The organism is Rhodococcus sp. G6(2025) (genome assembly GCF_058628105.1).
On record NZ_CP179750.1, the window covers coordinates 1,517,682 to 1,531,465 of the forward strand.

The following is a 13,784-nucleotide window of genomic DNA, read 5'->3' on the forward strand; positions in this document are numbered from 1 at the left end:
CGACACCCGGACAACTAGCCGCATCGACGGATGCGGGTGGTCGCGCACCGGCTTTCCTATACAATCTGAATACTTCAATGGGGCAATAGAAATGGACTGCGATGGTTGCGCGGAGTGAGATCGGCGTCGGAGTGCTCGCCCGTGCGGTGGCGATCCTCGACGTCGTCGAGTCGAGCCCGATGGGCGCGAGCGACCTCGCCCGTGAACTCGACCTGTCCCTCTCGACCACGTACCGGCTGGCGACCGACATGGTCAAGCACGGCCTCCTGCGCAAGGATCAGGAAGGCCGATTCTATCTGGGGCAGCGATTCGTCACCACGGCGTTGAGCGACCTCGCGATCCCGGCGCTGCGGGAATTGAGTGAAACGACAGGGGAATCCGCGCAGTTGTGGGTTCGCCGGGGCGAATCCCGTCTCTGCGCCGCGAGCGTCGATTCCCAGCACGAACTGCGGGTGGCACTGCCAGTCGGAACGTTGGTCCCGCTACCGCAGGGGTCGAGCGGCCACGTGCTGTCCGGAGACTGGGAGGCCGACCCCGAAGCCGTGAAATCGGGTTGGTGGGTGTCGGTTTCGGAACGGACGCCGGGATCCGCGTCCATCAGTGCGCCGGTCCGCAGGCACGGCGAGATCGTAGCCGCCGTCTGCGTGTCGGGTCCCGAGGGGCGGATGGGGAAGAACCTGGGTGCGTCGATGGGCCGCGCGGTCGTCGCTGCCGCGCGGCAGATCGAGAAATCCGTCCCGGGCGACTGAGTCGCTCAGGCGATGTCGAACGTGGTGACGTCCGCCGACCGATGTTGCTGCGCCAGTTGACGGTAGACCGCGGCGTTGGCGGCGTTGTGGGCCACCTCGTCGTCGGTCAGTTCGCGACGCACCTTCGCGGGCACGCCGGCGACGAGTGAGCGCGGCGGAATTCGCGTGCCCTCGAGTACCAGCGCGCCGGCGGCGACCAGCGACTGCTCGCCGATCACCGCTCCGTTGAGGACGGTGGCCCCCATGCCCACGAGGGCGCCGTCTCCCACGGTGCAGCCGTGCAGGACGGCGTTGTGCCCCACACTGACGTCCCGGCCGACGACGACGGGGAAGCCCGGATCGACGTGAACGGCCACACCGTCCTGAATGTTGCTGCCCTCGCCGAGGGTGATGGAATCGCAATCGGCACGCAGCACCGCGCCGTACCAGACGCTGGTCTCCGCGCCGAGTGTTGCGGCGCCGATCACCGCGGCGGTCGGCGCGACCCACGTGGTCTTCTCCGCGCGCGGCGAACGTCCATCGATCGCAACGACGTGTGGTTCTCTCACCGTGTTCTCCTCCTGTCGAGCAGCGGATTCCTGCTGCATTTCGCAGCGTCCCGTCGTCCATTGTCGTGTGGCGCCGACTCCGGGCATTGCCAATTGTGACTGGTACCACTACCGTCGTTCTTATCAGACGGGAATCCAGCTGCCAAATAATGAGAATCAGCAGGTAGGAACCCAGTCGTCATCCAGTACAGATCGACGAGGGAGAACTCTCACATGCAGGTCCCAGAGAACGGCCCACTGCACGGCATCCGTGTGCTGGAACTCGGCAACTTCATCGCAGCCCCCATGGCGAGCCGCATCTTCGCCGACTTCGGCGCCGAGGTCGTCAAGATCGAGCGACCGGGCGTCGGCGACGAACTGCGGGGTTGGCGTCGCCGCCGCGGCGCGACGTCGATGATGTTCCGCACGATCGCGCGCAACAAGCGGTCCGTCACCCTCGACCTCCGGACCGACGAGGGCCGCGCGATGATTCTCGACCTCGCCGCGAAGTCGGATGTCGTCATCGAGAACTTCCGTCCCGGAACGCTCGAGCGGTGGGGAATCGGGCCCGACCAGCTGACGGCCGCCAACCCCGACATCGTGCTGGTCCGGATCTCCGGCTACGGGCAGACGGGCCCGTACCGGGAGCGCACCGGCTTCGGCGGCGTCGCCGAGGCCTTCGGCGGACTCCGGCACGTCACCGGCTATCCGGACCGTCAATCGGTCCGGGCGGCCGCCCCCATCGCCGACACGCTCGCCGGACTGCACGGCGCGATCGGCGCCCTGATGATGTTGCTGGCCAAGGCAAGGCAGGGCGATCACTCGACCCCGCGCGTCGCGGACGTGGCCCTCTACGAATCGGTGTTCATGGCGATGGAATCCCTCGTCCCCGACTACGACGCGTACGGCATGGTCCGAGAACGGACCGCGGGCAACCTGCCCGGCGTGGTGCCCAGCGGCGTCTATCCGTGCGACGGTGGATCCGTCATCATCGCCGGCAACTCGAGTGGCGTGTTCGGCCGGTTGATGCAGGCCGTGGGGCGCGGCGATCTGGCCGACGATCCCGAGCTCGCCGACGGTGATCAGCGATTCCGTCGGGAAGCCGAACTCGACGAGGCCATCTCGTCGTGGACGTCGGTGCGTCGCCCCCGCGACGTCGTCGCCGAACTCGGCGCCGCCGGTGTGCCCGTGGGCGAGGTGTACGACGCCGTGCAGATCGCCGACGACGAGCACTACAACGCCCGCGGCATGCTGCAGAGCCTGAAGGTGTCCGTCGACGGGGAACCCGAAGAGGTGCGCTTCCCCGGAGTGGTCCCGCAGCTCGACGGCGAACCCACGCAGATCCGCTGGGCCGGCCCCGAGCTGGGTGAGCACACCGACGAGATCCTCGGCGGATTGCTGAATCTGTCGGGTGATCAGCTCGACGACTACCGCGCCCGCAACGTCATCTGAACCGGAGGAAAGTGAAATGTCAGTCACCATAACGGATGTCGTGCTGCGAGACGGACTGCAGGACGAGGATGTCGTCGTCTCCACCGACCACAAGATCGCCGTCGCGGACGCCCTCGTCGCCGCCGGTGTGAAGCACATCGAAGCGGCATCGTTCGTCTCACCCACGCGTGTCCCGCAGATGGCGGACGCCGACGATGTCATCGCCCGGCTGCCCCGCACCGACCCGTCGGTCACGTACAGCGCTCTGGCACTCAACCCCCGCGGGGTGCACCGTGCGATCGCGACCGGCATCGACGAGATCCAGGTCGTGACGTCCGCCAGTGCGGGGCACAGCACGGCGAACACGGGCCGGAACCCGGACGAGGCGCTGCACGGACTTGCCGAGGCATTGCAGAAGTACCCGGACCGGAGTTTCCTCGGAGGTGTGTCGACCGCGTTCGTCTGTCCGTTCGAGGGCATCATCGCCCCCGCCACACTGGTACGGGTGGCCAGCGCGATGGCCGCAATGGGTGTGCGCCGGCTCGGGCTGGCCGACACGCTGGGGACGGCCACCACCGAGCAGGTGCTCGCATCGGCCGGGGCGGTACGCGACGCCCTCCCCGACATCGAACTGAGCCTGCACCTCCACAACGCGCACGGTCAGGCCCTGGGCACCGTGATCGCCGCGCACCGGCAGCTCGGCATCACGCACTTCGACAGCGCCATCGGCGGGTACGGTGGCTGCCCGTTCGCGCCCGGCGCCCACGGCAACCTCGCCACCGAGGAACTGGTCGCGCACCTGCACGCGCACGACATCGACACGGGTATCGATCAGCAGGCCCTCGGCCTCGCCGTCGACACCGTGAAACACGCTCTGGCCCAAGCTCGGCCCCTCACCGCAGTGTGATCTGCGAACTCACCTCGAAAGGCCGACCATGGTCTACACAATCTCCATCGTCGCTCTGATCGCGATCTTCACAGTGGCGACCCTCACCCCGATCAACATGGGCATCCTCGCGTTCGCCGGAGCGTTCGTCATCGGCGGCTGGGTGTCCGGGATCCCGGTCGAGGACATCATCGACGCCTTCCCCGGCAGCACGTTCATCATCGTCGGCGGCATCACGCTGCTGTTCGCCATAGCCAAGACGAACGGGACCATCGACCTCGTCATCGAGGCCTCGCTCCGACTCGTGCGCGGCAGGCGGTGGGCGATCCTGTGGATGATGTTCCTGCTGTCCGGACTGCTGATGGCCCTCGGGTCCGTCCTCGCGGTCGGGATGCTCGCCCCCATCGCGATGCCTCTCGCGGCCAAGAACAAGATCAACCCGTTCCTGATGGGTATGGTCATCAGCCACGGTGCCCTGGCCTGCGCGTTCTCACCCATCAATCTCTACGGCGCATTCATCAACGGACTGATGGACTCGACCGGCGTCGGATCGAATCCCCTGGTCCTGTTCGCTCTGCCGTTCGTGCTCAACCTGGCCATCGCGATCGTGCTGTTCCTGATCTACGGCCTCGACCTGATCGGTCGCCGCACTCCCCGCTTTGTCGAGGAGACGCCCGACGGCGGAGGATTCGGCGGTTCCTCGCGCCGGCCGTCCGGGGGCGTGACTCCGGGCAACGGCCCGGGCGGGAACACCGCGACCCTCACCGATCGCGAGGTCATCGAGGAGGCGCTGATCCACGAAGGCGTGAAGCCGGTGAAGATGAATCGGTACCGGTTCGCGACGCTCGCCGGCATCGGCTTTCTCGTCGTCGGGTCGGTCGCGTTCGGAATCGACGTCGGCGTCAGCTCGATCTGCATCAGTGCGGTGCTGCTGCTGATGGCGCCCAAGTCACACCCCAAGGTCATCGACAACGTGGCATGGCCGGCCGTGGTGCTCGTGTGCGGGATGCTCACCTACATGGCGGTCATGACGCAGAACGGCACGCTCGACTTCCTCGGCGATGCGGCGTCGGCTCTCGGATCGCCGTTGCTGACCGCGTTGATCCTCTGCTACGCGGTTGCGATCATCTCCGCGTTCGGATCGTCGATCGGTACCCTCGGCATCGCGTTGCCCCTCGCCGCGCCGATGCTCGCGATGGGAGAGGTCGGCGCCGTGGGATTCGTCGCGGCCCTGGCATTCTCCGCGACGGTGGTCGACGTCAGCCCGTTCTCGACGAACGGTGTGATGGTGCTCGCCAACGCGCAGGTCGAGGACAAGGGCCGTTTCCAGCGCAAGATGCTCGCCTACTGCGGTCTGATCGTGCTGTCGGCCCCGATGTTCGTCTGGGCACTGGTTGTCGTGCCCACGTCCGTCTAGATCCGACCGGCCGTGCCGGTCACCGTTTCCCTCGGTGACCGGCACGTCTCACAGTGTGAGAGCGGGCGACGTGAACTTTGTGAACTTTAAGCTTCATGTAATGGACTGTTGTCCAATAGTTTTCGATTCAACTGGGTGAAAAGTGCTGTTACAGTGACACATGCCACAAGACCCCGTCCGTTTCGGGCGTTTCGTCGTTCTCCGCCCGTAAGGTGTCGTCATGTCGATCCTCGAGAACGAGAAAGCACCCCCATCCGGTGCACCCGCCCCCGGACCGACCCTCGGCGAAAGGTTGCGAGATAACGCGCGATACGACCTACCCGCGTCGCTCGTCGTCTTCCTCGTCGCACTACCACTGTCGCTCGGTATCGCGATCGCGTCCGACGCCCCGATCATGGCGGGGCTCATCGCGGCGATCGTCGGCGGTGTTGTGGCGGGTTCCATCGGTGGCTCACCACTCCAGGTCAGCGGTCCTGCTGCCGGATTGACCGTGGTGGTAGCAGAATTGGTCGCCACGTTCGGCTGGAAGGCCACGTGCGCGATCACCGTCGCGGCCGGATTCCTCCAAATCATCTTCGGGCTCAGTAGAATTGCCCGTGCGGCCCTGGCCATCGCGCCGGTCGTGGTCCACGCCATGCTGGCCGGTATCGGAATCACGATCGCCCTCCAGCAGATTCACGTCCTACTCGGTGGTAGCTCGCACAGCTCGACCGTCGAGAACATCACTCAGCTCCCCGGCCAGCTGACGTCCGCCCGGTACGGCGACGTCCTCGTGGGATCGGTGGTCATCGCCGTCCTGCTGTTCTGGAAGAAGATCCCCGGCAAGCTGCAGGTGCTCCCCGGCCCGCTGGTCGCCGTCGTCGCCGCCACCGTTCTGTCCCTTGTCCTCCCACTCGACATCGATCGAATCACGTTGGACGGCTCCCTGTTCGACGCCGTGGCACTGCCTTCGATGCCGGACGGCCCGTGGCTCGCAGTGGCCACCGGTGTACTCACCGTCGCGCTGATCGCGAGCGTCGAGAGCCTGTTGTCCGCGGTCTCCGTCGACAAGATGCACGGCGGAACGCGTTCGGAGTTCAACCGTGAACTCGTCGGTCAGGGCTCGGCCAACATGCTCTCGGGTCTCATCGGCGGCCTGCCGGTCACCGGTGTGATCGTGCGCAGTTCCACCAACGTGGCCGCCGGGGCGCGCACCCGGGCGTCCGCCGTGCTGCACGGCGTGTGGATCCTCGTCTTCGCCGCGCTGCTCACCGGACTCGTCGAGCAGATCCCGATGGCAGCCCTGGCCGGCCTCCTGATCGTGATCGGCATCCAGCTCGTCAAGATGGCTCATCTGCGGACGGCCCGGCGCACCGGCGACCTGTGGGTGTACGGCGTGACCGTGGCCGGCGTGGTCTTCCTGAACCTGCTCGAGGGCGTGATCATCGGCCTCGCACTCGCGGTGGTCCTGCTGTTGTGGCGGGTCATCCACCCCAAGATGCGGGCCGAACCCGTCGGCTCCGAGGATTCCGGGCGGTGGCGCGTGACCGTCGAGGGGTCGTGCAGCTTCCTGTCCATGCCGGCGTTGACGGGGATCCTCGCGAAGGTGCCCGAGGGCGCGCACGTCACCGTGGAACTGGCGGTCGACTTCCTCGACCACGCCATGTTCGAGGCGATCGACGACTGGAAGCGTCACCACGAGCGGAACGGCGGAACGGTCGTGATCGACGCGCTCGGTCCCGTCGACATGGACGCCGTCGGCGCGTCGCCGCCCCGGCGCGGCATCGGCGTGGTGAGCCCCCGCGGGTTCGCCCCGTGGAAGAGCTGGCAGCCGCGGCACACCGACACCGAGAACTCCACCACCACACCGGCGGCACTCCGGCCGGTCCTCGCGGGAGTGTCGGAATATCACCGGCGGAACGCGGCTCAGCTGCAACCGCACCTCGACGAACTGCGGGACGGGCAGCGCCCCGACTCGTTGTTCCTCACCTGCTCCGATTCACGCATCGTGCCGAACGTGATCACCAGCAGCGGTCCGGGCGACCTGTTCACGGTGCGCAACGTGGGCAACCTCGTCCCGACCGGAAAGCAGGACGTCTCCGTCGAGGCCGGACTGGCCTTCGCCCTCGACGAACTCGAGGTCAGCTCGGTGATCGTGTGCGGCCACTCCGGCTGCGGCGCGATGAAGGCCGTGCTCGCGAGTGCACCGACCGAGACCGACGGGTCCGATCGCGACGCCGTCGAACAGTGGCTGACGTTCGCGCAGCCGAGCCGGAACGCGTTTCTCAGCGGTCATCCGGTGGCACGGGCAGCGGCCGAACTCGGATTCGACGAGGTCGATCAGCTGGGCATGGTGAACGTGGCGGTCCAGGTGCAAACGCTCGGGCGCCATCCCCTCGTCGGCGCGGCGGCGGCCGAGGGTCGAGTACGCGTCGCGGGAATGTTCTTCGACATTCCGTCCGCGCGCGTACTCGAGATCACCTCGACCGGTGTGTCCTACCTGGACCACGTCCCCACATGAGTCAGAGGAGATGGACCCTCTTGTAGAGGCGCTTGGACGGGCCGCCGACGAGGCCGACGCCATCGAGGAACTGCATCAACTTGGAACCGGACGTGCGAACGGTGTCCTTGTAGTGCTGGTTGTTCTTGGCCTCGGCGGCGGCCCGCTCCGGGTCGAGTCCGGCGTTCGCATACACGTCCTTGCGGATCATGCTCTTCATCACGAAGTACACGACCACCGCGGTGTTGAGGCGCTCGAACTGCAGTCGTGCCCAGCTGGCACCCTCGATGCGGCGGCCGACCTCTTCGCGGGCGAAGCGGATGTGGCGGGCCTCTTCGAGGACGTGGATCTTGCTCACCGTTCGGGTGACGGGCTGGACGCGCTCGTCCTTCATGAAGTCGCGCTGCATCATGTCGAGGATCTCCTCGGCGGCCATCACGCTGGCGTACGCGTTGGCGCCCCGGAATAAGCCGCCCCAGATGCGTCCGAGCTTGTGGATCGCGGGGTGCGGGCCGTAGCTCGGCATGTTGAGGCGTTCACCGGCGCGGGCGAACATCACCGAGTGGCGGCATTCGTCGGCCACCTCGGTGAGCGCGAACTGGACGTGGCGCGAGTGCTTGTCCCGGCCGTACACGTCGCGCAGCAGCATCTGCATGAGCAGGATCTCGAACCACAGTCCGACGCTGGAGACACTGGCGGCCTCGTGCTTGGTGAGCTCGATCTTCTGCTCTTCGGTCATCTCGTCCCAGAGGGCGGTGCCGTACAGCGTGCTCCACTCGGGGGTGAGACCGAACTTGTCGTCGGGGATCGGTGCTTCCCAGTCGACCTCGACCATCGGGTCGTAGGACTTGCGTGCCGACGACGCCAGCAAGCGCTGGGCGGTCTCTTCGCGGTCGGAGACGACGATCGATGCGGTCATCACTACCCCTTGTTCTGTGACTAGGCGGTCAACTAACTGTGACATTCAGTAACTGATACTGAACGATACAATGACGGCGGTCACAAGGGCAACGTCCGATCAGTCGACGTCGGCCAGTTCCTCGTCCTTCCGCGGCGCCGGAGACGACCCTTTCCGGCCCGGCGCCCACACCGCGAGCACCACCGCGGCCGCAAAGCACACGCAGGCCAGGGCGATGGACGCCTCGTCCATTCCCTCGAGGAACGCTTTCCGGGCGAAGCTCGCGAGCTGCTCGCCCTGCGGTCCCGCCGACTGGGCGACGTGCAGCGCGGCGGCCAGGGAACTCGACACGGGCTCCTTCGCGACGTCGGGGACGGCGTCGACGGCCGGCTGGACGTGCCTGCCGTACCCCGCGGCCAAGATGCTGCCTGCCAGTGCGACGCCGATCGCCGCCCCGATCTCGCGTGCCGTGTCGTTGACCGCGGACGCCACTCCCTGTTTCTCATCGGGAGTGTTCTGCACGATTGCGGTGGTGGCGGGTGCCGTGCACAGGCCGATGCCGAACGCGGCCACGACCAGCGGCAGAGCCACCTGGGGGTAACTCGAGTACTCGTCGAGCCGGACCATCAGCAGGATTCCGACACCGAGAATCGCGGCGCCGACGGACAGCAGCGGGCGGAGGCCGACATAGGGGAGGACGAACGGCATCCCCGCGGACAGCATCATCACGGGTACCGCGATGGGGGCGAGCGCGAGCGCCGACTCCAGCGGCGAGTAGCTCAGCACCAGTTGCAGGTACTGCACCGCGAAGAAGAAGAGCCCGAGGATGGCGAGGAACTGCATCAGCAACGACATCGACCCCGACCCGAAGGCGCGGTTGGCGAAGAGCCGGACGTCGAGGAGCGGATGCTCGCGGCGCAACTCGACGAGCGCGAACGCCACCGCGGCGGCGACGCCACCCGCCATGAGCCCGACGACGGCAGGGTCCAGCCAGCCGCGGTGCGGCGCCTCGATCGTGCCGAGCACGAACAGGCCCACCGCCGCCGCGATCGTCACGGTGCCGGGAAGGTCGAGCGGCGCCTGGTCGGTCTGGCGTGAGGAGGCGATGGTGAATCCGGTGAGGAAGAGGACGCCGGACACCACGGCGAGGCTCACGAAGATCGCCTTCCACGACCACTGTTCGAGCAGCAGTCCCGAGACCAGCAGTCCGGCGATCGCGCCCGACCCGGCGACACCCGACCAGATGCCGACGGCCCGGCCGCGCTGGGACAGTGGAAAACCGGCGGTGAGCAGCGACAGCGTCGCCGGCATCACGAAGGCCGCGCCGATGCCGGCGACCGCGCGGGACCCGATGATCCACTCCGGGCTGTCGTTCAGGATCGGAATGGCGGCACCCAGGCCGAAGATCAGCAGTCCGAACATGAGGAGGCCGCGGCGGCCGTAGCGGTCGCCGAGTGCGCCGGCGGGAAGCAGGAGTGCGGCGAGGGTGAGGGTGTAGCCGTCGACGATCCAGGTGAGCTGGCTCTGGCTGGCGCCGGTGTCGCGGGCGAGGTCGGGCAGGGCGGTGTTCAGTGCGGCCATCGCCGCAACGACGAGTGCGACCGCGCAGCACGCGACGGTCAGCATCCAGATCTGCCGAAGGGTCCAGCCGGTGGTGTTGCTCTGTTCGGTGTCCTGCGGTGGTGCGGAGTCCCGAGAGCGCACGATGTAATCCCTCCGTGGAAGTAACGAGACTGTCAGTATCGTTGGTAGACTGGTAGTTCACAAGAGGTGCGGCAGTGGCAGGAACGGGCGGTGCAGATGACCGAGCAGGATCCCCGCAGGCAGCGCTCTCGCGCGAGACTTCTCGACGCCGCGACAACTCTTCTCGCGAGGGGTGGCACCGACGCCGTGACGATCGACGCCGTCACCAAGCTGGCGAACGTGGCCCGGGCCACGCTCTACCGGCATTTCGGCAACGGCACCGAACTGGTCGCCGCGGCGTTCGGGCGGCTGCTCCCACCCGCGCCGACCGTGCCCGCCGACGGCGACCTCCGCGACCGGCTGGTCGAGCTGATGGTCAGTCAGGCGAAACTCATCGAGAGTGCCCCCATGAACGTGACGGCCATGTGCTGGCTCGGCATGGGCCCCGCGCTGGACGACTACTCGAGCGCGACCGCTGTCGAGTCGGACAAACCGGAACTGCGGACGCTGAGGCAGACCATCGTCGAGCAGTACCGGGCGGCATTCGACCAGGTCTTCGGCACACGGGAGGCGACCGAACGCCTCGGCGAATTCGACTACGACCTCGCTCTCGCCCAACTCATCGGACCGCTCGTCTTCACCCGGCTCGCGACCCTGACCCCGCTGGGACGGACCGCCTGTGAGCAGATCGTCGACGACTTCCTCGCCGCACGCGCCGCCCAGGTCGCCGCGGGTCCCGCGAAGCCGACGCTCCTCGAGATACCGCCTGCTCAGGCGTTGTGACGTCGACAGCTCCGCGCGTCGTCATTACCGTGGCACGTGCGCGCGGCACCGGATGCCGCGCGTATCGAATGAATGGTGTGGGAAGGTTTCTCGATGATCACTGATGCACTCAACTGGCTCCTCGGTGCTTGGGGCGGCGTCGCCGCCGGCAGCAGCGGATACTCCATCCCGCCCGGAACCCTTCCCTTCGGAAGCTGACGGTCGCTAGGCGTCCCGGTCTCGACGCAGCACGAACTGTTCGAGTCGTCGAATCCCTCGAACGCGTCGTGGACGTAGCTGCTTGAGGTAGTAACCGGGAGCGTCGGCGAGTTCGTGGGCGAGCGCCTCGTCGATCAGCACCGTGCCGGGACGCGCCGAACCGGTGAGTCGCGCCGCGGTGTTGACGACGGAGCCGTAGAGGTCGCCGAACCGGACGAGCACCGGACCCATCGCGAGTCCTACCCGCAGTTCGGGGTCCGCCTCGTCCGGCAAAACCTTCTCCTGCAGCTGCAGGGCGATCTCCGCCGCATCGGCCGGCGACTCGACGGCGAACATCACCTCGTCGCCGACCGTCTTCACCACCCACCCCTGATGCCGGCCGATGACCGACGTCGACGCCGACTCGAATCGTTCCAGAAGGTCGCTCAGTTCCCGGGCACCGAGCTGACGGGTCAGCGACGTGTACCCGACGATGTCCGCAAAGCCGACCACCAGTTTCCGGCTCGCGACCTCCTCGCCGGGGTTCCCGACATTGCGACCGGTGGTCGAGGCGATGTGCCTGCGCCACACGTACGCCTGCAACGACTCGACCGCTGGAAGGATCTCGGCGGTGAGTTCGCGCACCTGCTCCCGGATGGCCTGCTCGTCGCTGCCCGCGGACCCCGCGAGCTGATCGACGATGTGGGTGCTGATCAACGAGACCTGCCATTCGGCGAGCCGCGACATCGACTGGCCGAGAGCACGAGCCGCCGCCACCTCGCGTTCCGGCGAGATGATCCCCTGACCGACGAGCGACGCGATCGTGCGCAACGCGGCGGCGTCCCCCTCGGTGAACATGACGCCGTCCGGATCGGTGTCGACCGCGAAACCCATCGACACCCACAGGCGGTCGGCCCGTTCGAGGGACACCCCCGCGAAGTCGGCGATCTCGGCCCGCGTGTAGCGGCGGGGCCCGCCCAGAAGCGACTCCTCGAGATCGGCCTGGACGTCGCGGAGCAGGCTCGGTGAGATCTGCGTCGTCGTTGCGGTCTCGTCGCCGTTCTCCGGTGCTTCCGAGGTCACGTCGTTCCTCTCATTACGTTCGATCCGCCCGCACGATCGCCGGTGCGTCCGCCCTCTCAATCTGCCACTGTGCGAGCCCGTCCGATGCGGAACCGTCGGTGGGGTGTGCGAGAGTTGCGGTGCTCACGAGCGTAACCAGGAGACAGACCAGAAAGGACAGCGCATGCCGCCCCGTAGACGTTCCGGTGCCGCCGCACCGGATCACCTGACCGCGGAGAATCTCGAGACCCTCGCTGCCGCGATCGCGGAAGGTAAGCGGGCCACCGTGTATCTGCGCGAGGCGATGCCCAGCCTCGGGCTCGAGGCCGGAGCCTCGGCGAAAGTTATCTCGGTGCAAGGCAATACGCTCTTGATCCGACCCAAGGGCGTCGACGACGAGCTCCCCTTCGAAGCGGAGGAGCTTCTGATGAGACGAATTCCGGCACCCAAGCCTGCGCCCGCACCCGCCGCCCGCGCGACACCGGTCGTGCACCAGGAGATCGAACCCGGCCCGCCCCCCGCCCCCAAGACTGCAGCCCCCAAGGCACCCGCCGCCAAGACCGTCGCGACGCCTGCGCCCGCCGCTGCCGCGGTCCCGAAACCCGCCGCGGCACCGGCCAAACGCACCAGCAAGAAAGTGCCCGCGGGGGTCAGTGTCACCATCCACGCCGGCGCCGACAACGACTGGAGCGTCACCGTCGCGCACGGCGCCAAGCGCCCCGGCAAGGCCGTCCCCGTCTCTCCGGACGCCGTCGAACGCGCCGTCCGGGAACTCGGCGAGGAGACGGCGATCGAGGCCGTCGAGTCGATCATCGTGGCGGCACGCAACCTCGCGGCGGCCCGGGTGGACGAGCTGAGCCGGCAACTCGAGGACGCCCGCAAGGCACTGGAGGCACTCGGCGCCGTCGAGTAGCGTCCGGGTGAGTAACGGTCGCGGTCTCTACATCGGCATTCCCCCCACAGGTCTTGCGTGGGGTGGGATTCTTATGGGGAGACACGCGGCCGTCGGGGCTCATCCGGGAAGGTTCGAAAAATGTTGAAACGATTCGCGGCGGTTGTTGCGGCGACAGCGGGAATTCTGGGATTCGTTGCGGCGGGGTCCGCGACAGCAGCTCCGGCCGCCGTCTTGGGGGGCGGTTCGGGGATCGTGGTGAACGACGAACTCGTCTGCTCACTCACCACCATCGGACACGACAACGCGGGCAGGCTTGTCGGCCTGACGGCGGGTCACTGCGGTGAACCGGGCTCCTACGTGGTGCCCGAAGCCAGTCAGGACAGCGGCATCGTCGGAGAGTTCGTCGTCTCCAATCCCGCTCTCGACTACGCGGTGATCCAGTTCGACCCGGCGGAGGTCGTCCCGGTCAACCGGGTCGGCGGCGTCACCATCACCCACATCGGCGCACCGGCAGCCTTCCCGCAGGTGGCGTGCAAAGAAGGCCGCACCACGGGCAACACCTGCGGCATCGTCTACGGCGACCTCATGCAGACAGGGGAGACGTGGACCCAGGCCTGCGTGATCGAGGGTGACTCGGGCGCACCGATGGTCGTCGGCACCACCCTGGTGGCCATGGTCAACGCCTACCTCGCGGCACCGTGCATCGGCCCGGAGATCGGCACCAACCTCAACTCGATCATCGCCGACATGAACGCGAGCGGCGGTCCCGGCGCCGGGTTCCGGCCCATCTAGGCCCT

12 protein-coding genes are annotated in these 13,784 nt (G+C 67.3%); 8 read left to right on the forward strand and 4 right to left on the reverse strand.

The window, feature by feature from the left end; genetic code table 11:
- Positions 1-101 precede the first annotated feature (101 nt).
- Positions 102-749 carry an IclR family transcriptional regulator gene (locus ACLIVD_RS07210; RefSeq protein WP_009478110.1) on the forward strand — a complete coding sequence of 216 codons (648 nt, stop codon included), beginning with the start codon at positions 102-104 and terminating at the stop codon, positions 747-749.
- Between the two features lie 5 nt (positions 750-754).
- Here the strand turns inward: ACLIVD_RS07210 and ACLIVD_RS07215 are convergent, their stop codons facing one another.
- Positions 755-1,297 carry a gamma carbonic anhydrase family protein gene (locus ACLIVD_RS07215; RefSeq protein WP_196775237.1) on the reverse strand — a complete coding sequence of 181 codons (543 nt, stop codon included), beginning with the start codon at positions 1,295-1,297 and terminating at the stop codon, positions 755-757.
- A gap of 213 nt (positions 1,298-1,510) precedes the next feature.
- Between ACLIVD_RS07215 and ACLIVD_RS07220 the strand changes: the two genes are divergently transcribed.
- The 4 genes from ACLIVD_RS07220 to ACLIVD_RS07235 all read left to right on the forward strand — a co-directional run bounded on the left by ACLIVD_RS07220 (position 1,511) and on the right by ACLIVD_RS07235 (position 7,510).
- Positions 1,511-2,728, forward strand: a complete 1,218-nt coding sequence (locus ACLIVD_RS07220; RefSeq protein WP_491932187.1) for a CaiB/BaiF CoA transferase family protein — start codon at positions 1,511-1,513, stop codon at positions 2,726-2,728.
- 16 nt (positions 2,729-2,744) lie between these two features.
- Positions 2,745-3,614, forward strand: coding sequence for a hydroxymethylglutaryl-CoA lyase (locus tag ACLIVD_RS07225; RefSeq protein WP_005561919.1), 870 nt, complete (start codon positions 2,745-2,747; stop codon positions 3,612-3,614).
- A gap of 28 nt (positions 3,615-3,642) precedes the next feature.
- Positions 3,643-5,010, forward strand: a complete 1,368-nt coding sequence (locus tag ACLIVD_RS07230) for an SLC13 family permease (protein WP_491932188.1) — start codon at positions 3,643-3,645, stop codon at positions 5,008-5,010.
- 220 nt (positions 5,011-5,230) lie between these two features.
- On the forward strand, positions 5,231-7,510 hold the full coding sequence (locus tag ACLIVD_RS07235; protein WP_283330804.1) for a SulP family inorganic anion transporter: 2,280 nt from the start codon (positions 5,231-5,233) through the stop codon (positions 7,508-7,510).
- A gap of 1 nt (position 7,511) precedes the next feature.
- On the opposite strand, the gene ACLIVD_RS07240 is transcribed toward ACLIVD_RS07235, so the two are convergent.
- Positions 7,512-8,408 carry an AurF N-oxygenase family protein gene (locus ACLIVD_RS07240; protein WP_283351561.1) on the reverse strand — a complete coding sequence of 299 codons (897 nt, stop codon included), beginning with the start codon at positions 8,406-8,408 and terminating at the stop codon, positions 7,512-7,514.
- A gap of 99 nt (positions 8,409-8,507) precedes the next feature.
- On the reverse strand, positions 8,508-10,091 hold the full coding sequence (locus tag ACLIVD_RS07245; protein ID WP_283330805.1) for an MFS transporter: 1,584 nt from the start codon (positions 10,089-10,091) through the stop codon (positions 8,508-8,510).
- A gap of 90 nt (positions 10,092-10,181) precedes the next feature.
- Between ACLIVD_RS07245 and ACLIVD_RS07250 the strand changes: the two genes are divergently transcribed.
- Positions 10,182-10,853, forward strand: a complete 672-nt coding sequence (locus ACLIVD_RS07250; protein WP_491932189.1) for a TetR/AcrR family transcriptional regulator — start codon at positions 10,182-10,184, stop codon at positions 10,851-10,853.
- Positions 10,854-11,057: 204 nt separating this feature from the next.
- On the opposite strand, the gene ACLIVD_RS07255 is transcribed toward ACLIVD_RS07250, so the two are convergent.
- Positions 11,058-12,113 (reverse strand): adenylate/guanylate cyclase domain-containing protein, encoded by a 1,056-nt coding sequence (locus tag ACLIVD_RS07255; RefSeq protein ID WP_280778518.1) that lies wholly within the window; start codon positions 12,111-12,113, stop codon positions 11,058-11,060.
- A 163-nt stretch (positions 12,114-12,276) separates the two neighbouring features.
- Between ACLIVD_RS07255 and ACLIVD_RS07260 the strand changes: the two genes are divergently transcribed.
- Positions 12,277-13,005: a DUF6319 family protein gene (locus ACLIVD_RS07260; RefSeq protein ID WP_283330808.1), complete on the forward strand. Its 729-nt coding sequence runs from the start codon at positions 12,277-12,279 to the stop codon at positions 13,003-13,005.
- 120 nt (positions 13,006-13,125) lie between these two features.
- Positions 13,126-13,779, forward strand: a complete 654-nt coding sequence (locus ACLIVD_RS07265) for a S1 family peptidase (RefSeq protein WP_283330809.1) — start codon at positions 13,126-13,128, stop codon at positions 13,777-13,779.
- Positions 13,780-13,784: the final 5 nt, after the last annotated feature.